At 70.5% G+C, this 19,019-nt stretch carries 15 protein-coding genes; 8 read left to right on the top strand and 7 right to left on the bottom strand.

From position 1 onward, the window contains the following. Positions 1 to 180 precede the first annotated feature (180 nt). From nirB to ACN9MP_RS09915, 4 genes are read left to right on the top strand one after another with little or no spacing between them, the layout of a single operon-like run. The gene (gene nirB, locus ACN9MP_RS09900) at positions 181 to 2,760 is read left to right on the top strand and encodes a nitrite reductase large subunit NirB (protein ID WP_426319783.1); all 2,580 of its coding nucleotides are present in this window, start codon (positions 181 to 183) and stop codon (positions 2,758 to 2,760) included. Then, positions 2,757 to 3,170, top strand: a complete 414-nt coding sequence (gene nirD, locus ACN9MP_RS09905) for a nitrite reductase small subunit NirD (RefSeq protein ID WP_426319785.1) — start codon at positions 2,757 to 2,759, stop codon at positions 3,168 to 3,170. The genes nirB and nirD overlap by 4 nt, the downstream gene beginning before the upstream one ends. Further along, the gene (gene cobA / locus ACN9MP_RS09910) at positions 3,167 to 3,940 is read left to right on the top strand and encodes a uroporphyrinogen-III C-methyltransferase (RefSeq protein ID WP_426319787.1); all 774 of its coding nucleotides are present in this window, start codon (positions 3,167 to 3,169) and stop codon (positions 3,938 to 3,940) included. Before nirD ends, cobA begins: the two co-directional genes overlap by 4 nt. Next, positions 3,937 to 5,073, top strand: coding sequence for a uroporphyrinogen-III synthase (locus ACN9MP_RS09915; RefSeq protein ID WP_426319788.1), 1,137 nt, complete (start codon positions 3,937 to 3,939; stop codon positions 5,071 to 5,073). The genes cobA and ACN9MP_RS09915 overlap by 4 nt, the downstream gene beginning before the upstream one ends. A gap of 57 nt (positions 5,074 to 5,130) precedes the next feature. Here ACN9MP_RS09915 and trmD read toward each other — a convergent pair whose 3' ends face one another. Continuing rightward, complete coding sequence (trmD, locus tag ACN9MP_RS09920; RefSeq protein WP_426319790.1) at positions 5,131 to 5,817, bottom strand: tRNA (guanosine(37)-N1)-methyltransferase TrmD; 687 nt, start codon at positions 5,815 to 5,817, stop codon at positions 5,131 to 5,133. A 175-nt stretch (positions 5,818 to 5,992) separates the two neighbouring features. On the opposite strand from trmD, the gene ACN9MP_RS09925 reads away from it, so the two are divergent. Next, the gene (locus tag ACN9MP_RS09925) at positions 5,993 to 7,426 is read left to right on the top strand and encodes an MFS transporter (RefSeq protein ID WP_426319792.1); all 1,434 of its coding nucleotides are present in this window, start codon (positions 5,993 to 5,995) and stop codon (positions 7,424 to 7,426) included. 103 nt (positions 7,427 to 7,529) lie between these two features. On the opposite strand, the gene ACN9MP_RS09930 is transcribed toward ACN9MP_RS09925, so the two are convergent. The 4 genes from ACN9MP_RS09930 to rpsP form a co-directional block, all read right to left on the bottom strand. After that, positions 7,530 to 11,579: a molybdopterin-dependent oxidoreductase gene (locus ACN9MP_RS09930; protein ID WP_426319793.1), complete on the bottom strand. Its 4,050-nt coding sequence runs from the start codon at positions 11,577 to 11,579 to the stop codon at positions 7,530 to 7,532. Positions 11,580 to 11,706: 127 nt separating this feature from the next. After that, complete coding sequence (rimM, locus tag ACN9MP_RS09935; RefSeq protein ID WP_426325978.1) at positions 11,707 to 12,324, bottom strand: ribosome maturation factor RimM; 618 nt, start codon at positions 12,322 to 12,324, stop codon at positions 11,707 to 11,709. 49 nt (positions 12,325 to 12,373) lie between these two features. Continuing rightward, positions 12,374 to 12,604 (bottom strand): RNA-binding protein, encoded by a 231-nt coding sequence (locus ACN9MP_RS09940; RefSeq protein ID WP_018171095.1) that lies wholly within the window; start codon positions 12,602 to 12,604, stop codon positions 12,374 to 12,376. A gap of 4 nt (positions 12,605 to 12,608) precedes the next feature. Beyond that, on the bottom strand, positions 12,609 to 13,040 hold the full coding sequence (gene rpsP, locus ACN9MP_RS09945) for a 30S ribosomal protein S16 (RefSeq protein WP_426319794.1): 432 nt from the start codon (positions 13,038 to 13,040) through the stop codon (positions 12,609 to 12,611). 193 nt (positions 13,041 to 13,233) lie between these two features. Between rpsP and ACN9MP_RS09950 the strand changes: the two genes are divergently transcribed. Then, positions 13,234 to 14,397, top strand: coding sequence for a glutamate--cysteine ligase (locus ACN9MP_RS09950; RefSeq protein WP_426319795.1), 1,164 nt, complete (start codon positions 13,234 to 13,236; stop codon positions 14,395 to 14,397). 140 nt (positions 14,398 to 14,537) lie between these two features. Here ACN9MP_RS09950 and ffh read toward each other — a convergent pair whose 3' ends face one another. Continuing rightward, positions 14,538 to 16,100, bottom strand: coding sequence for a signal recognition particle protein (gene ffh / locus ACN9MP_RS09955; protein WP_426319797.1), 1,563 nt, complete (start codon positions 16,098 to 16,100; stop codon positions 14,538 to 14,540). Positions 16,101 to 16,206: 106 nt separating this feature from the next. After that, positions 16,207 to 17,196 (bottom strand): TetR family transcriptional regulator, encoded by a 990-nt coding sequence (locus ACN9MP_RS09960; protein WP_426319799.1) that lies wholly within the window; start codon positions 17,194 to 17,196, stop codon positions 16,207 to 16,209. Between the two features lie 141 nt (positions 17,197 to 17,337). On the opposite strand from ACN9MP_RS09960, the gene lipB reads away from it, so the two are divergent. Both lipB and lipA read left to right on the top strand, forming a co-directional pair. After that, on the top strand, positions 17,338 to 17,976 hold the full coding sequence (gene lipB, locus ACN9MP_RS09965) for a lipoyl(octanoyl) transferase LipB (RefSeq protein WP_426319801.1): 639 nt from the start codon (positions 17,338 to 17,340) through the stop codon (positions 17,974 to 17,976). Beyond that, positions 17,973 to 19,004: a lipoyl synthase gene (lipA, locus tag ACN9MP_RS09970; RefSeq protein WP_426319803.1), complete on the top strand. Its 1,032-nt coding sequence runs from the start codon at positions 17,973 to 17,975 to the stop codon at positions 19,002 to 19,004. Before lipB ends, lipA begins: the two co-directional genes overlap by 4 nt. The last annotated feature ends 15 nt before the right edge of the window (positions 19,005 to 19,019 follow it).

Here is a 19,019-nt window from a genome sequence, read left to right on the forward strand (position 1 = left end):
TGAGAGAAACGTTCGCTCGGGGTAACCACCGCCCGCCCGGGGGCGAAACACCGCGCTCGTAGCTTCGTGTTCACCGAGACCGTCGACCCACGAGGAGGACCCGTGGCCCACCGCGACCGTGTCAACAGCCGGAAACATGACGCTGATGCCTCTGCAACATCGCCCGCCTACGGTGACGGGATGAGCAACACCCCCGCCCTCGGCACGCATGTCGTCGTCGTGGGTGCCGGCATGGTGGCGCACCGGTTCGTGGAGAGCCTCCTCAGCCGCGCCGGTGACGAGTGGCGTGTGACGCTCATCGGCGAGGAGGATCGCCACCCCTACGACCGTGTGGGACTCACCGGGTTCTTCGCCGGGGCGTCGTCTGCCGATCTGGAACTGGACCGCTCGGTGCTCGACGACGAGCGCGTGCGATTCCTGGGCGGGGATGCGGTGACCCGCATCGATCGTTCCGCCCGCCGGGTGACGACGCGCAGCGGCACGAGTCTGGCTTACGACCGGCTCGTACTCGCCACGGGCTCGTACGCCGCCCGGCTCGCCGTCGAGGGGTTCGGGCACGACGGCTGCTTCGTCTATCGCACGCTCGACGACGTCGAGAAGCTGGAGGCCTTCGTACAGCGCCGTTCCGCGGAGCTCGGCCGCCCGCTGGTCGGCACGGTCATCGGCGGCGGGCTCCTGGGGCTCGAAGCGGCGGGCGCCCTACAAGGTCTGGCGGTCGACTGCACCGTCGTCCAGTCGTCGGACCGGCTCATGTCGGCCCAGCTCGACCTCGCCGCAGGCAACGCCCTGCGCCGCCTCATCGAAGCCCGCGGCATCGCGGTCCGGACGGAGGCCGTCACGACCCGTCTGGACGCCGATCGCTCCGGCCAGGTGGTCGGCCTCGAGTTCCGCGACGGCTCTTACGCGCGCGCCGACGTGGTCGTGTTCACGGTCGGTGTCCGGCCGCGCGACGAGCTCGCGCGCGCGGCCGGTCTCGACGTGAATCCGCGCGGCGGTGTGCTCATCGACGCCGGCTGCCAGACGTCCGATCCCCGCGTGCTCGCGGTCGGCGAGGTCGCCAACTTCGACGGCATGTGCGTGGGTCTCGTGGCCCCCGGCTACGCGATGGCCGAAGTGGCGGCGACACGTCTGCTCGGAGGCGAGGCATCGTTCCCCGGCTACGATCTGTCGACGAAGCTGAAGCTCTCCGGCGTCGATGTGGCGAGCTTCGGCGACGCGTTCGCCGAGACCCCGGGGGCACTCGACGTGATCTACGCCGACCCGGTGGCCGGCGTCTACAAGAAGCTCGTGCTCTCGGACGACGCGAAGACGCTGCTCGGCGGCATCCTGGTCGGCGACGCGTCGGCCTACGGCGCACTGCGCCCGCTCGTGGGGAGCGCTCTCGGCGGCGACCCGTCGGCGTATCTGATGCCCGAGGGCGGCACCGCCCCTCCCACGGGCGAGCTGCCCGACGAGGCGCTGGTGTGCTCGTGCAACAGCGTCACCGCCGGCACCATCCGCCACGCCGTGCACGACGAAGCGTGTACGGATGTCGCCGGCGTCAAGGCCTGCACCAAGGCCGGCGCCGCCTGCGGCTCGTGCGTGATGATGGTCAAGAAGATCGTCGGCGCCGAGCTCGCCAAGACCGGCTCCGCTGTGAGCAACGCCATCTGCGAGCACTTCGACATGTCGCGTCGCCAGTTGTTCGACGCGGTGCGCGTATCGGGGCTGACGACGTTCAGCGCCGTCATCGAGCGCTTCGGCACAGGCCGCGGCTGCGACATCTGCAAGCCGGCTCTTGCCAGCATCCTCTCGACGCTCGTGCGCCGTCACGTCCTCGACGGCGAGAACGCGACCCTCCAGGACACCAACGACCACGTCATGGCGAACCTGCAGAAGGACGGCAGCTACTCGGTGGTCCCGCGCATCCCGGGCGGCGAGATCACCCCCGAGGGCCTCCTCGTGATCGGACAGGTGGCACAGGACTTCGGGCTGTACACCAAGATCACCGGCGGCCAGCGCATCGACATGTTCGGAGCGCGGCTGGAGCAGCTCCCCGACATCTGGAAGCGCCTGGTGGACGCCGGCTTCGAGTCGGGCCACGCGTACGGCAAGTCGCTGCGCACCGTGAAGTCATGTGTCGGCTCGACCTGGTGCCGCTACGGCGTGCAGGACTCGGTGGGCATGGCCGTGCAGCTGGAGCTGCGCTACCGCGGCCTGCGTTCGCCGCACAAGATCAAGCTCGGCGTGTCGGGCTGCGCCCGCGAGTGCGCCGAGGCGCGCGGCAAAGACGTCGGCGTCATCGCCACGGAAGCGGGCTGGAACATGTATGTCGGCGGCAACGGCGGCTTCACGCCCCGCCACGCGGTTCTCCTGGCCGAGGGCCTGAGCGACGACGAGCTCCTCACGGCGATCGACCGGTTCCTGATGTATTACATCTTCACCGCCGACCGCCTGCAGCGGACCGCTCCCTGGTTCGAGGACCTCGACGGCGGCATCGAGGGGCTGCGCGAGGTGATCTTCGACGACGCCCTCGGCATCTGCGCCGACCTCGACGCGGCGATGGAGGCGCACCTGGAGTCGTACCAGGACGAGTGGAAGGCGACCCTGGAGGACCCCGAGAAGCTCCGTCGCTTCGCGTCGTTCGTCAACGCCCCCACGACGCCGGACCCGTCGCTGGCTTACACCGCCGAGCGTGGTCAGCCCCGCCCCGCCACCGAGGACGAGCGCGCCGACTCCCGTGTGCTCATCGCCGGTACGACCCTGGAGGTGCGCCGATGACTCTCGTCGAGCCGCAGACGAACGAGTACGCCGCTCCCGATGGCTGGGTGCGCGTGTGCGCACTCGATGACCTCGAGGTCGAGCGCGGCCGCGCCGCCCTCCTCGGCGGCACTCAGATCGCACTGTTCCTCCTCCACGGCCAGGGCGGCACGAGTGGCCGGGTCCACGCCGTCTCGAACTTCGACCCGTACAGTCGCGCGCACGTCATCTCACGCGGGATCGTCGGCACTCGCCAGGGTCTCCCCACGGTCGCCTCGCCGATGTACAAGCAGGTCTGGGACCTGCGCACCGGCGCCTGCCTCGACAGCCAGGGCAAGGAGCCGCTGAGCCTGCATGTGTGGCCCGTGACGATCGACGACGCCCACGTCCTGGTGCGATGGGCCGCCGACCCCGGGGCGGGCGAGCGATGACCGGGCCCGTGGAGCGCGGCGTCGGCCGCGTCGACCTCGTGGGAGGCGGACCCGGGCCCCTCGACCTGCTGACCATGCGCGCGTGGCGGCTGCTCATGCGGGCTGAGGTCGTCGTGATGGACCGGCTCGGCCCCACCGACATCCGCGAGCACCTCGGGCACGACGTCGAGATCATCGACGTCGGCAAGCACCCCGGTCACCACCCGGTCCCCCAGGAGGAGATCAACGCGATCCTCGTCGCCCGCGCCGGCGCCGGCAAGCGCGTCGTGCGTCTGAAGGGCGGCGATCCGTTCGTCTTCGGCCGCGGCGGAGAAGAGGTCGCCGCGTGCCTCGCCGCCGGCATTCCGGTCGACGTGGTGCCGGGGATCTCGAGCGCCGTCGCGGTCCCTCAGGCAGCCGGCATCCCGATCACCCATCGCGGCGTCGCGGGTGCCGTGCACATCGTCAACGGGCCGTCGGGGGTGACCGAGGCCACGCTGGCGGGCCTCCGCGACGACAGCGTCACGACGGTGATCCTCATGGGCGTCGGCGCGCTGCCGCGCATCGTGTCGGATGCCCTCCACGCGGGCGTGCCCGCCGACCGCCCCGTTGCGATCGTCGAGCGCGGGCATCACCGCGATCAGCGGACGACACGCAGTACTCTGGGGTCGGTCGTGCTCGACGCCGGCCGGGCCGGGGTGCGCAACCCCGCCGTGATCGTCGTCGGGGAAGTGGCCCGCGCCGGACTGCTCCTCCCCGACCCCCACCTGGCAGGCGACATCGTCCGTTGAGCTCCACCACCCGCCCCGCCCTCTCCGCCGCGCTCGACGGCTGCACGATCGTCATCGCCGTCGACCGCCGCTCATCGGAGCTCGCCGCCGCACTGGAGCGCCACGGCGCACACGTGCGCCACGCGCCGGCGCTCACGATCGTTCCGCACATCGACGACGACGCGCTGATCGCGGCGACGCGCGACCTCATCGCCCAGCCGCCCGACGTCGTCGTGGCCACGACGGGCGTGGGATTCCGTGGATGGATGGAGGCGGCCGACGAGGCGGGGCTGCTCGACGAACTCCATGCGGCTCTCGACAGTGCTCAGATCGTGGCCCGGGGCCCGAAGGCACGCGGCGCGATCCAGCAGGCGGGGCTCACCGCCGACTGGGTCGCGGAGTCCGAGACCTCTGCCGAGCTCGGCGAGTTCCTGCTCGCCGAAGGCGTTGACGGACGCCGCGTGGCGGTGCAGCACCACGGCTCGGGCGCCGACGGGCTCGACGATCTGTTCGAGCGGGCGGGCGCAGAAGTGGTCAGCCTGACGGTGTACCGCTGGGGTCCGCCGCCCGACCCTGCGGCCGTGTCGCGCTCGGTCATCGCCGCCGCGCAGGGCGAGGTCGACGCTGTGCTCTTCACGTCGGCGCCCGGGGCCGCCGAGTGGCTGGCCGCGGCACGCCAGGAGGACGTGCTCCCGGCGATCGTCGACCGCGAACGCGAAGGCCGCCTGCTCATGGCATCGGTCGGCCCCATCACGGCCGGACCCCTTTTCGACGCGGGACTGAAGCCCCTCGTCGCCGAGCGCGGTCGCCTCGGCTCGCTCGTGCGTGCCGTCGTGACGCACTTCGGTGGCGGCGGTGCGCCCTCGCTTCCCACGGCGGCCGGACGACTCGAGCTGCGCAGCTCGGGCGTCCTGCTCGACGGGCGTCACATCCCGCTCTCGCGCAGCGCCACCGACATCGTCGCCGCGCTGTTCGATGCGCGGGGCGGTGTGATCTCGCGGCAACGGCTGCAGGCGGCGCTCCCCCGGTCCGGCGAGAACACCCACGCGGTCGAGATGGCCGTGGCCCGCCTGCGCGAGTCGCTGGGCGTTCCGGAACTGGTGAAGACGGTGGTCAAGCGCGGCTACCGTCTCAACGTGATCGATCCCTCCTGAGCGAGAGCGCGCGTCACCGACGCACGCCGCCGGAGGCGAGGCATTCTTCCGCGCGGCCTACGACGGGTCGGCCAGCAGATCCGGCCGGTGGGCTCGGGTGCGCTGGAGGCTCTGCTCGTGCCGCCACGCGGCGATCGCGCCGTGGTTGCCGCTGAGGAGCACCGGCGGTACCTCCAGCCCGCGCCACTCGGCGGGCTTGGTGTAGCTCGGGTATTCGAGCAGACCGAGCTCGTGCGACTCCTCCACGAGACTGTCGGGATTGCCGACGACGCCCGGGATCAGACGCGAGACCGCCTCGATGACGGCCATGGCCGCCACTTCGCCCCCGTTGAGCACGTAGTCGCCGAGGCTCACGAGCCGCACGCGGCCGCGCGCGGAGTAGTGGTCGACGACGCGCTGGTCGATCCCCTCGTAACGGCCGCACGCGAACACCAGGTGCTTCTCCTGCGCGAGTTCCCGCGCCATCGGCTGCGAGAACTGCTCACCGGCGGGAGAGGGCACGAGCAGCACGGCATCTTCGGTCAGCACCTCGTCGAGCGCCTCGCCCCACGGCTCGGGCTTCATGACCATGCCGGCGCCGCCCCCGTACGGGGTGTCGTCGACCGTCCGATGGCGGTCGTGCGTCCAGTCGCGGAGGTCGTGGACGTGCATGTCGAGGATGCCGCGATCCCGCGCCTTCCCGATCAGCGAGACCCCGAGCACGTCGAAGAACGTCGGGAAGATCGTGACGATGTCGACGCGCATGCCTCCGAGTCTAGGAGGCCGTGTTTCCGACGTGTGACGGGGCGCCCACCTCGGGCGCCGCCGACCGGTGAGTCAGAAGTGACCGAGAGGTAACCGCGCGGGCAGAGGGGCCGAAACACCGCGTCCCTAGCGTGGAGACACACTCACCCCTTGTCTGCTCACCCAGGGAGACGCCATGACAACGACCGATACGCCGTCGCTGACGGATACCGCTGCTCCGCCCCGCATCACCCCTCCGGCCGACGCGCCGGTCGCTCTCGCGCACCGTCCCGGCCGCTGGATCGACGGCTGGAGCGCCGAGAATCCGGCCTTCTGGCAGGCCCAGGGCCGCGCCATCGCCCGCCGCAACCTCGGCTGGTCGATCTTCGCCGAGTTCCTCGGCTTCATCATCTGGCAGCTGTGGAGCATCGTCGTCGTCATGCTGCCGGCCGCCGGCTTCCAGCTCAGCAGCTCGGAGTCTTTCTGGCTCATCTCACTGCCGAGCCTCGTCGGCGCGACGCTCCGCTTCCCCTACACGTTCATGGTCGCCATCTTCGGCGGCCGCAACTGGACGATCGTCTCGGCGGGTCTCCTGCTCATCCCGGCGACCCTGCTCGGCATCGTGGTCTCCAATCCCGAGACGCCGTTCGGCGTGCTGCTCCTGGTCGCGGCCCTCGGCGGCGTCGGAGGCGGCAACTTCGCCAGCTCGATGGCGAACATCACCTACTTCTTCCCGCAGAAGGAGAAGGGCTGGGCGCTGGGCCTGAACGCCGCCGGCGGCAACCTCGGCACCTCGGTGGCGCAGTTCGCCGTTCCGATCGCGGTCACGATCGGGGCCGGCGCGACGCTCAACATCTCGCTCGCGGGCTGGATGTGGATCCCGCTGATCCTCGTCGCGATGTTCGGCGCGTGGCGCTACATGGACAACCTGTCGTCGGCGAAGGCCGACTTCGGAGGTTCCGCAGCCGCCCTGCGGGAACCGCACCTGTGGGTCATGGCGGTGCTCTACATCGGCACCTTCGGCTCCTTCATCGGCTTCGCGAGCGTCTTCCCGAAGCTCATCGCCGATCAGTTCCCCGAGTTCTCGACGATCCAGGTCGGGCAGGCCGCCGTCTCCCTGGCGTTCCTCGGCGCACTCGTCGGCTCTCTCGCCCGCCCTTACGGGGGCCGCCTGGCCGACCGGTTCGGCGGCGCCCGCGTCACCGTCGGCGCCTTCTCGGTCATGGCCCTGGGCGCGCTCACCCTCGTGTGGACGCTCCCGCTCCACAACTTCGCTCTCTTCCTGGGGTGCTTCCTGCTGCTCTTCGCGGCGACCGGCATGGGCAACGGATCGACGTACCGCATGATCCCGAGCATCTTCGCCGCGCGGTCGCTCGCCAAGGGCTTCGTGCCCGGTTCGGACGAGGCGACGAAGATGCAGCGGAAGTCTGCGGCCGCGCTCGGGCTGATCTCGGCGATCGGCGCCTACGGGGGCTTCCTGGTGCCGCAGGTGCTGAACGCCTCTCAGCTGGCCACAGGCGGCTACGCGGCGGCGTTCTTCGGCTTCGTCGCAGCCTACGTCGCCTTGCTGCTGCTGACGGTGTTCGTCTACGTCATTCCGCGGGCGTCGCTCGCCACGCAGCGCATCTGACCCCGCCCTCAGGAAGAAGCGGATGCCTCGACTCGAGGCATCCGCTTCTTCTGTGCGCTGCGGGGGGCGACGACGCCGCGCAGCGGCGGGCGGGATGCGAGGCTCAGTAGACGTCGCGAACGTAGCGCCCGTCGGCGGCGAGTCCGCGGATGTATTCTCCGGCGGCGTCCTCCGAGAGCTTCCCGTGCTGCTGCGCGATCGCGATGAGCGTCGCATCGACATCCTTCGCCATGCGCATCGCGTCGCCGCAGACGAAGAAGTGGGCGCCTTCTTGGAGCCAGCGCCACAGATGCGCGCCGTGCTCGATCATGCGGTCCTGCACGTAGATCTTCTGCCGCTGGTCGCGAGAGAATGCGACGTCGAGCCGCGTGAGGAAGCCGTCCTCGTGCATCCCGGTGAGCTCGCCGCGGTAGTAGAAGTCGGTGGCCGCATGCTGCTCGCCGAAGAAGAGCCAGTTGCGGCCGGTGTGGCCGTCGGCGCGGCGGTCGTGGAGGAAGGCGCGGAAGGGCGCGACTCCGGTGCCGGGCCCGACCATGATCATCGGCGTGTCGGCGCCCGACGGCGGGCGGAACGCCGGCGACCGCTGGAGGTAGACCGGAGCGGTGAGGGCGTCGCCGTCGGCGAGGAACGTGGAGCAGACGCCACCACGCGCACGACCGGCGTCGGTCTGGAAGCGCACCACCGAGACGGTGAGCTCGACGGTGTCGGGGCCGGTCTTCGGGCTCGACGAGATCGAGTACTGCCGCGGCTGAAGTCGCTTCAGCACCCCGGCCCACTCGGCCGCCGTGGCCTGCACGCCGAAGTCGCGCACGAGGTCGATCGCCTGCTGGCTCCACAGGAACTGGTCGAGCCGGCCCTTGTTCTCGCGGCGCAGCAGGCCGGCGAGCATGCTGTCGCCGCTGCGTTCGGCGACGAACCGCACGAGGTCGACGGGGGTCTTCGTGATATCGAGGCGTGTACGCAGCGCATCGGAGAACGTGCGCTCCTCGCCGTCCACCTCCACGATCTCGAGTGGCGCGATCCCCGTGGTCTTCAGCCACTCGGCGACGACGGAGGGCGAGTTCTCGCAGACCACGCCGAGCGAATCGCCGGCCTGGTATGCCGCGCCGGAGTCCGAGAGGTCGAACGCGAAGCGCCGCACCTCCTTCTGAGAGCCGGTCCCGCTCAGCAGCTCGTTGCGCACCAGCGGCGCGTGCACGGGGTTCGAGCGGCTGAACAGCCGCCGCGCGGGCGGGGGTCCCTGTCGGGCGACGGATGCCGCGGCGTCCGTCCCCTCCTCGGCGGCCAGGGTCTCGACGAGCTGGGCGAGCCACGCCTCCCGCGGTTCGTCGGCGTCGGGCTCGAGGTCGACGCGTTCCAGGAGCGACGTGCCTCCCAGCTCCGCCAGCCGCGCGTCGAGCCGGCGCCCGTGGCCGCAGAAGTCGTCGTAGCTGGAGTCGCCGAGCGCGAGCACGGCGTACCGCAGACCGGACAGCTCGGGGGCCCCGTCGGCGTTGAGCTCATGCCAGAGGGCTGCGGCGTTGTCGGGCGGTCCCCCGTCGCCGAACGTGGAGGTGACCACGAGCAGTCGCCGTACGTCGGTCAAATCGGTCGCGCTGAGCTCTGCCATGCTGCGGACGCGCGCCGGAATGCCCCGCGCGCCGAGCGCGGCCGTCGCGGCCGTGGCGAACTCCTCGGCATTGCCCGTCTGCGAGCCCCACAGCACCACGACCTCGTCGGCCCCGGCGCCCGTCGCGCGGTCGGCCGTCGTGCGCGAGAACGCCCCGGCGAGCACGCCGTCGAACCAGGCGCGCACCAGGGAGCCGACCGGAGCTTCCGCCGGGAGCACCGGCACCTCCCCGGGCGCCGGCGTCGCGGAGCGGACGGACGACAGGAAGCCTGCCAGGTACGCGCCCTCGAGATCCGTGAGGATCGGCGGGGCGAGATCGGCTCCGGCCCCTGCCAGCGCCTCGTCCGCGGACGCCGTGGAGGGTGAGGCTGCCGCCGACGCCGGACCGATCCGTCGCAGTGACACGGCGGCGAACTTGAACTCGGGCTGCGCCGACAGCGGATCCACCGCGTCGTTCGTGACGGCGTTCACGGTCACGTACTCGCCGTGCTCGTCGTTCCAGTGGAACGGCGCGAAAAGGCCACCCGGCTGTACCCGGTCCGTCAGAACCGCGGGCGCCACGAAGCGGCCTCGTCGCGACGACACCTCGACCTGGTCGCCGGGGGCGATCCCGTGCTGCTCGGCGTCGCCGGGGTGCACCTCGACGAAGGGCCCCGGGTGCAGTCTGGCGAGCTTCGCGACGCGACCGGTCTTCGTCATGGTGTGCCAGTGGTGCGGCAGCCGTCCGGTGTTGAGCACCCAGGGGTAGTCGTCGTCGGGCAGCTCGGCCGGTGCGAGGTGCGGGCGGGCGAGGAACTGAGCCTTCCGTGACGGCGTCGCGAAGGCGAGGCGGGGCACCCTGCCGTCGTGCTCGACGTGCAGCGACTGACTCACGCCGTCGTTCAGGTAGCGGATCGGATGCCGCGTCGCGGTGTCGTCCGGGGGCGCCGGCCACTGCACCGGAGTCTCGCGCAGCCGCTCGTAGCTGACCCCGCGCAGATCCCAGCCCGTCTGCGGGTTCCAGAAGCGGCGGATCTCATCGAAGACCTCTTCGCTCGAAGCGAAGTCGAATCCCTCGAAGCCCATCGCCCGCGCGACCTGGCAGATCGTCAGCCAGTCGGGCTGCGCCTCGCCGGGTGCCGGGATGACGTCGCGGACGAGCGTCAGGGTGCGGTCGCTGTTCACGGTCACACCGTCGGCCTCGACCCACAGCGTCGCGGGCAGCAGGATGTCGGCATACGCGGTGGTGGCGGTCTCGGTGTAGACGTCCTGAACGATGACCAGATCGGCCGTCTCGAGCGCCTCGATCACCGTCTTGCGGTTGGCGACCGAGGCGACAGGGTTGCTGCAGATCACCCAGACGGCCTTGATCTCGCCGTCGGCGGCGCGGCGGAACATGTCGATCGTGCCCGTGCCGGACTCCGCACGGATCGAACCGGTTTCGAGCCCCCAGACCCCCTCGACGAAGGCGCGGTCGGGTGCGCTGAACACCGCTCGCTGCCCGGGGAGGCCGGGACCCATGTACCCCATCTCCCGGCCGCCCATGGCGTTCGGCTGACCGGTCAGCGAGAAGGGTCCGCTCCCGGGACGGCAGATGGCGCCGGTCGCGAGGTGCAGGTTGCAGATCGCATTCGTCGACCACGTTCCGTGCGTGGACTGGTTGAGTCCCATGGTCCACAGCGTCATCCACTCGCCGGCCTCCCCGATCCAGCGCGCGGCGGTGCGGATGTCGTACTCCGCCAGTCCGGTGAGCTCAGCCACCCGTGCGGGCGGGTACTCGGCGAGGAGCGCGGCCATGTGCTCCCAGCCCTCGGTGTGCGCAGAGATGAAGTCCTCATCGATGTCTCCCGCGTCGACCAGCAGGTGCAGCAGGCCGTTCAGCAGCGCCAGGTCGGTGCCGGGACGGATCTGCAGGAACAGATCCGCACGGTCGGCCGTGGCCGTGCGGCGGGGGTCGACGACGATGAGCCGTGCACCCTGCTTCAGCCGGTCGGCCATGCGCAGGAAGAGGATCGGGTGACAGTCGGCCGTGTTCGAGCCGATGACGAAGAACAGGTCGGCGCGGTCGAAGTCCTCGTACGACCCCGGCGGGCCGTCGGCGCCGAGCGACTGCTTGTAGCCGGTACCGGCCGAGGCCATGCACAGCCGCGAGTTCGACTCGATGTGGATGCCGCGCAGGTAGCCCTTCACGAGCTTGTTGGAGAGGTACTGCGCCTCCATGCTCATCTGCCCCGAGACGTACAGGGCGATGGCATCGGGCCCGTGCTCGTCGAGGATGGCACGCAGCCGGGCCGCGGCATCCGTCACCGCATCGTCGAGGGCGATGGGCGTCGCGGGTTCGCCGCGCCCCGCGCGCGCGAAAGCCGTGGTCATGCGGCCGGGAGCCTGCATCAGCTCGGCATGCGTGGCGCCCTTCGTGCACAGGCGCCCGGCGTTGGTCGGGTGCAGCCGGTCGCCCGCCACTTTCGCGATCGTGAGCGGATGCCCCGCCCCGGCGTCCGAGGTCGTCACCGCGATACCGCAGCCGACGCCGCAGTAGGAGCACACGGTGCGTACTTCGCCCATGTCTCCGATGGTCCCGGACAGAGGTTCCGGGGCTTTTCCCGCGGTGTTTCCCGCAGATCACATCTGCCGCACGACGGCCTGCGGCCCGTCGTGAAACCGAGTCGGGCCGACCTGCCGGGCCGACCTGTCAGGCCGACGTGCCGGGGCGGTCGTCGCCTGGCTCGGACGCCGCGTCGCCGTGGTTCTCGTCGTCGTCGGGGAGTTCCTCGAACAGGCCGGCGGGAGGCGTCACGATCAGGCGTCCGGCGGCGATGTCGACCTCGGGCACGATCGCCTTCACGAAGGGAACGAGCACCTCTTCGTCGTGCGCCTTGACGATGAGCAGGTCCTGCGCGGGGAGATGGTCGACGCGGACGACCTTGCCGACGACCTCACCGTCGCGGACGACGTCCAGCCCGACGAGCTGGTGGTCGAACCAGGCGTCCTCCTCGACGCGCGACGGCTGCGACTCCTCGTCCACCCAGAGGATGGCGCGGATGAGCTCCTCGGCCGCCGAGCGGTCGTCGACGCCTTCGAAGAACGCGACGGGGTGGCTGTTCATGAACTTGAACTCGCGCACGGTGAGCGGCTTGCCATGCCAGGGCGATGACTCGGGCACCTGGAGGGTGAACGTCGCCCCGGGCACGAAGCGGCCCTCGGGGTCGTCGGTGTACAGCTCGAGCTTGATCGCGCCCTTGAGACCGTGGGCCTTCACGAGCCGGCCGACGCGCAGCTGGGTCTTGCCCGCAGGGGGTGCTGCGTTCACGGGCTTGCGGGCGTCAGAGCCCGATCCCGCGGTGTTCTCGCCTGACACCTCAGTCGTCCGCCACGTCGACGCGCACGCGGCGTCCGTCGGCGAGGGCGGTGATGAGGGTGCGCAGGGCTTTGGCCGTACGGCCGCCGCGCCCGATCACGCGACCCCGGTCATCGGGGTGGACGTGCACCTCGAGCACGTCGCCTCGCGGCGACGTGGACGAGTCGATGCGGACGTCGTCCGGGTGATCGACGATCCCCTTGACGACGTGTTCGAGCGCGGCGGCGAGCAACGGATTACTCGGCGGACTCAGCGGCCTCGTCGGCCGTGTCGGTCGCCTCGGCGGCGGGAGCCTCGGCGGGCTCCTCGGCCTTCTTCTCGGCCTTCGGCTTGACGACCGACTTCTTCGAGGCGTCGACCTCGAATGCGGCCTTGTCCTCGCGGGTCTTCACGGTCGAGACCGCGTTCTTGTCGCCCTTGAACTGGCCCCAGTCGCCGGTGAGCTTGAGGATGGCGAGCACCTGCTCGGTCGGCTGGGCGCCGACCGACAGCCAGTACTGCGCGCGCGCCGAGTCGACCTCGATGAACGAGGGCTCCTCGGTGGGGTGGTACTTGCCGATCTCCTCGATGACACGGCCGTCGCGCTTGGTGCGCGAGTCGGCCACGACGATGCGGTAGTAGGGCGCACGGATCTTGCCGAGGCGCTTGAGACGGATCTTGACAGCCACGATTCTCCTGAATGTGTGGAAAGTGAACGAACCGATCGCCTGGAGCGTGGGGTGCACACCCGGCGGGAGCTCAGAGGAGGAGCACGACGCTGGATAGAGGGTCGAGCGTGTGGTCCAGCCCTCTATTCTGCCAGATGTCGGCGGATGCCGAGAACCAACCGGGCACGGCGAGTCCCCGTGCGAGACTGTGCGCATGACGGTGCCCTTCGCGACATCCGCCCGATCGTCCGTCGGCCTGGAGTGGGAGCTCATGCTCGCCGACACCGTGACAGGAGACCTCATCCCGCGGGCGCCCGAGCTTCTCGCCGCGCTCGAAGAGGACTCGGCACTCGAGCGCTACACCGTCACCGGCGAGCTGCTGACGAACACCGTCGAAGTCACGAGCGGCATCGGCGACACGGTCGCAGCCGCCGTCGACGACATCGCCGATGCGATCGCCGCGCTGCGCATCTACACCGACCGGCACGGCATCGACCTGCTGTGCGCAGGCAGTCACCCCTTCGCGCAGTGGTTCGACCAGAGCGTCACCGACAAGACCCGCTATCACAAGCTCATCCAGCGCACACAGTGGTGGGGCCGCAACATGATGATCTGGGGAATCCACGTGCACGTGGGCGTCGACGACGTCGACAAGGTCTTCCCCATCATCAACGCCCTCACCGTGTACCTCCCCCACCTCCAGGCCCTGTCGGCATCGAGCCCGTTCTGGGCGGGCGAGCGCACCGGGTATGCGTCCAACCGCGCACTCGTCTTCCAGCAGCTGCCGACGGCCGGCCTGCCGTGGCCCCTGCAGACGTGGCGCGAGTACGAGGGCTACCTCGACGACATGGTGAAGACCGGGGTGATGGAGGATGCCACCGAGGTGAGGTGGGACATCCGCCCCGCGCCCCGCTGGGGCACCATCGAGGTGCGCGCCTGCGACGGCATGTCGACGCTTCCCGAGCTTGCGGCGATCGCGGCTCTCGTGCAGGTGCTCGTCGAGCACTTCTCGCGCCGTCTCGACCAGGGGCTGCCCCTCGAGACGATCCAGCCGTGGTTCAACCGCGAGAACAAGTGGCGCGCGGCGCGCTACGGGCTCGACGCACGCGTGATCGTCGACCACGAGGGCACCCAGCGGCCGGTCGCCGATCACCTGCGCGAGACGCTCGAGGAGGTGCGCGACCTCGCCGTCGAGCTGAAGTGCGCCCGTGAGCTGTCGGGCATCGAGGCGATCCTCACCGGCGGCGCGAGCTACTCCCGCCAGCTCGCCATCGCCGATGCAGCCGACGGGGATCTGCGCGAGGTCGTGCGCCACCTGGTCGGCGAGTTCCGCTCGGGTCCCACGCTCCGCGAGCATCTCGCGGCCCTCGGCCACTGAGGCCTCCGCACCCGATCGACTCCATCTCCAGATCAGGAGATCTGACCAGGACAGGCCGATCGGCCGCAGATCTGCCTGCCTTCGCCAGATCTCCTGATTTCAGCGGATGCCGCGGGCCGCAGCATCCGCTTCACGAGAGGTCAGCCGCGGCCGAGCATCTTCTGCAGCTCGGCGAGGTCGGCTTCGGTGGGCGCGCCCTTCCCACCGGCGCCCAGGCCGAAGCCCGAGCCCGTCGGAGCCTCGGCGGCCTGCGCGGCGATGCCGGCGTTCTCGGCGGCGCGCTTGGCGGGGTTCCCCGACCGCGAGCCCTTCGCCTTCTGCTGCTTGCCGCGCTTGGACGATGCACCCGGGCGTCCGGCGCCGGGAACGGGGCCCATGCCCGGGATGTTCGGCACTCCGCCCCGGGCGACGGTCTTCATCATCTTCGCGGCCTGCTCGAAGCGCTGCACGAGCTGGTTGACGTCGGTCACGGTCATGCCCGAGCCGCGCGCGATGCGGAGGCGCCGGGAGCCGTTGAGGAGCTTGGTGTTGCGACGCTCGGCCGGCGTCATCGAGCGGATGATGGCCTCGGTGCGATCGATCTCGCGCTCGTCGAAGTCCTCGAGCTGCTGCTTCATGGAGCCCATGCCCGGAAGCATCCCGAGCATCTTCTTCATCGACCCCATCTTGCGCATCTGCTGCATCTGCTCGAGGAAGTCCTCGAGCGTGAACTGCTCGGTCGCGAGCTTCTCCGCGACCTTGAGCGCCTCTTCTTCGTCGAATGCCTGCTGGGCCTGCTCGATCAGGGTGAGGATGTCACCGAGGTCGAGGATGCGCGACGCCATGCGGTCGGGGTGGAACGCCTCGAGGTCGTCGAGTCCCTCGCCGGTGGAGGCGAAGATGATCGGGCGCCCGGTGACCGACGCGACGGAGAGCGCCGCACCGCCACGGGCGTCGCCGTCGAGCTTCGACAGCACGACGCCGGTGAAGTCGACGCCGTCCTGGAAGGCCTTGGCGGTGTTGACGGCGTCCTGCCCGATCATCGCGTCGATGACGAACAGCACCTCATCGGGGTCGGTGGCCTTGCGGATGTCGGCGGCCTGCTTCATCAGCTCGGCGTCGACGCCGAGTCGGCCGGCGGTGTCGATGATGACTACGTCGTGCTGCTGGCGACGCGCGACCTCGACGCCGTCGCGCGCGACCTTGACCGGGTCGCCGACGCCGTTGCCCGGCTCGGGCGCGTAGATCGCGGCGCCGGCGCGCTGTGCGACGACCTGCAGCTGGTTCACGGCGTTGGGGCGCTGGAGGTCCGCCGCGATGAGCAGGGGCGTGTGGCCCTCCTTCTCGAGCTGGCGGGCGAGCTTGCCGGCGAACGTCGTCTTGCCGGAGCCCTGCAGCCCGGCGAGCATGATCACGGTCGGCGGGTTCTTGGCGAACTGCAGGCGGCGCTGCTCGCCGCCGAGGATCGCGACGAGCTCCTCGTTGACGATCTGCACGACCTGCTGCGCCGGGTTGAGGGCGCGGTTGACCTCGTCGCCGAGGGCGCGCTCGCGCACCTTGGCGGTGAACTCCTTGACGACGGGCAGCGCCACGTCGGCGTCGAGCAGCGCGCGCCGGATCTCACGGACCGTGCCGTCGACGTCCGCGGGCGTGAGCTTGCCCTTGGTGCGGAGGTTGCGGAAGGTCTCGGTGAGCCGGTCGGAGAGAGTGCCGAAAGTCGCCATGATGCCCCGATTCTACGCGAGCGGATGCTGCGCCCCGGCGCTCGCCCCCGGCTGTTCGCCTGTCACGATCTGCGGCACGGGGCAGCCGATCGCGACAGGTGAGCGGTCAGGGCTCGGGACCGAGCTCCTGGAAGAGCGTCAGCTGCAGGCCCGCGGGCGCGCGAAGCCGCGCGTTGCGCGAACGCCACGGCGTGACGCGAGCGGATGCCTCCACCTCGGCTCCCCCGTCGGCGAGGCGCGTGACCGCCGCCGCCGTGTCGTCCACCTCGAGCGCCAGGCGGATCCGGTCGCTCGGAGCGTCGCCGTCGGTCTCGACCCTGTCGATGAATGCCACCTGCGCGGGGTTCGACAGCTCGAGCGTCGCGCGGCCCCCGTCGAGGATCGCGACGCGGGCGCCGCCGTCGGCCTCGTACGACTCGGCCTCCGACATGCCGACCACGTCCCGGTAGAACGCGAGGGCTTCGTCGAAGTCCGGCGCCTCCACGACCACGCGCAGCTGCCGCACCTGCCCCGGCGGCGAGGGACGAACGTCTTCTGCGGCGTCGGCCGCTCGAGCGAGGAACCGCGCGAGGGACGTGCGCCCTGCGCCGTCATGCGCCCAGGCCTCGATCGCCGCGATGATCGCACCGCCCCACGCGGCTCCGGCGACCTCGGAGCGTACCCGATCCGCTCCCCCGTGCGCGAAGCGCACGGCGACCGCCCGGCCTATGCGCGCCCGCCGCAGCGCGCAGTCGCGCTCGTATTCGTCCTCGAGCCCCATCGCCGTGGCGTTGACGATGGCGAGGGCGAGGCTGTCGGGCACGAATCCCTCGGCGACGGCGAGGCTCGCGGCGCGGACGGCGGTGGCGGCATCCGTCCCCGTGTCGTGCAGGCGGTCCTCGAACATCGCGAGCCGCTCGTCCAGTCCCGCCCAGAGCACGTCGGACTTCGACGAGAAGTAGTTGAAGAAGCTCGACCGGCTGACACCCGCTCGCCGCGCGATGTCGACGATGGAGGTCTGCTCATAACCCTGCTCGAGGAACAGCTCGCACGCGGCCTCGGCGATCGTCTCGCGCGATGAGGCCCTGGGCCTTCCCGCGCGCGCTTCGGTGGACATGATGCCCACCCTAGAGCCGCCGGACGCGATGCCGCCGGGACACTGTCGTGCGTGGGGGGGCCGAGTGCACGGTGCCCCCGCCGCAGCTGTATTGTTGGACGCAATCCATCAATCGCCACGAGCGAACCGGCAAGGAGCAGCATGCTCGAAATCCAGACCGTCGGCCTCTCCCCCGACTACGTGCCGTACCTGGAAGGGTGGGAGCTGCAGCGCAGGGTCCACGCCGAGGTGGTGGCGGGAACCCGTCCCGACACACTGCTGCTGCTGGAGCACGAGCCGGTGTACACGGCCGGCGCGCGCACCGCACGGCACGAGCGGCCCACCGACGGGACCCCGGTCGTCGACGTCGACCGCGGCGGCAAGATCACGTGGCATGGGCCCGGGCAGCTCGTCGGCTATCCGATCGTCCGCCTCGTCGAGCCCGTGGACGTGGTGGGGCACGTGCGGCGCCTCGAGCAGCTGCTGATCGACGCGATTGGCGAGTTCGAGATCGAGGGTTACCGGGTCGAGGGTCGCAGTGGTGTGTGGGTGCGCCGCCCGCTCGGCGAAGACAAGGTCGCCGCCATCGGCGTGCGCGTGCAGCGCGGCGTCACGATGCACGGTTTCGCCCTCAACTGCGACAACACGCTCGCCGGCTTCCGCGGGATCATCCCGTGCGGGATCACGGATGCCGGAGTCACGACGGTCAGCGAGATCATCGGCGCCGAGGTGAGCCCGAGCGACGTGATCGACACCGTGAGCCGCATCTTCGCCGAGGACTTCGCGGGGGTGCCGGCATGAGCGCCTGCAGCACGCCGGGTGCGGCATCCGTCCCCGCCTCCGGCCCTGACGGCCGCAAGCTGCTCCGCCTCGAAGTGCGCAACGCTCAGACCCCCATCGAGCGGAAGCCCGAGTGGATCAAGACGAAGGCGAAGATGGGCCCGGAGTACCAGGCCCTGCACGCGCTCGTGAAGACCGAAGAGCTGCACACGGTCTGCCAGGAGGCCGGCTGCCCCAACATCTACGAGTGCTGGGAAGACCGCGAGGCGACGTTCCTCATCGGCGGCTCGCAGTGCACGCGCCGCTGCGACTTCTGCCAGATCGACACGGGCAGGCCCGCGGACTACGACACGGATGAGCCCCGCCGCGTCGCGGAGAGCGTCGTGCGGATGAACCTGCGCTACGCCACCGTGACCGGGGTGGCGCGCGACGACCTCCCGGACGGCGGCGCGTGGCTGCACGCCGAGACGGTGCGGCAGATCCATGCGATGAACCCGAACACGGGGGTCGAGATCCTCGCGACGGACTTCAACGGCGAACCGGCGCTCCTGGAGGAGGTGTTCGACAGCCGGCCGGAGGTCTTCGCCCACAACGTCGAGACCGTGCCGCGCATCTTCAAGCGCATCCGCCCTGCGTTCCGGTACGAGCGGTCGCTCGACGTGCTGACACGGGCACGGGATGCCGGCCTGATCACGAAGTCGAACCTCATCCTCGGCATGGGCGAGGAGCCCGCCGAGGTCGTGCAGGCGCTGCAGGATCTGCACGACGCCGGCACCGACATCATCACGATCACCCAGTATCTGCGCCCGTCGCCGCGCCACCTGCCCGTCGCCCGCTGGGTGAAGCCCCAGGAGTTCGTGGAGTTCAAAGAGGAGGCCGAGCGCATCGGGTTCCTGGGAGTGCTCGCGGGACCGCTCGTGCGGTCGTCGTACCGCGCCGGCCGGCTGTGGGCGCAGTCCATGCTGTCGAAGGGCCGGGAGATCCCGTCGCACCTCGCGCACATCGCGGAGGACGTTCACGTCGAGCGCGGGTTCGCGCAGGCGGTCTGAGCCTCGCCGGCAGCC

This window comes from Microbacterium sp. E-13, from assembly GCF_049912955.1.
In the GTDB taxonomy this organism is placed as follows: domain Bacteria; phylum Actinomycetota; class Actinomycetes; order Actinomycetales; family Microbacteriaceae; genus Microbacterium.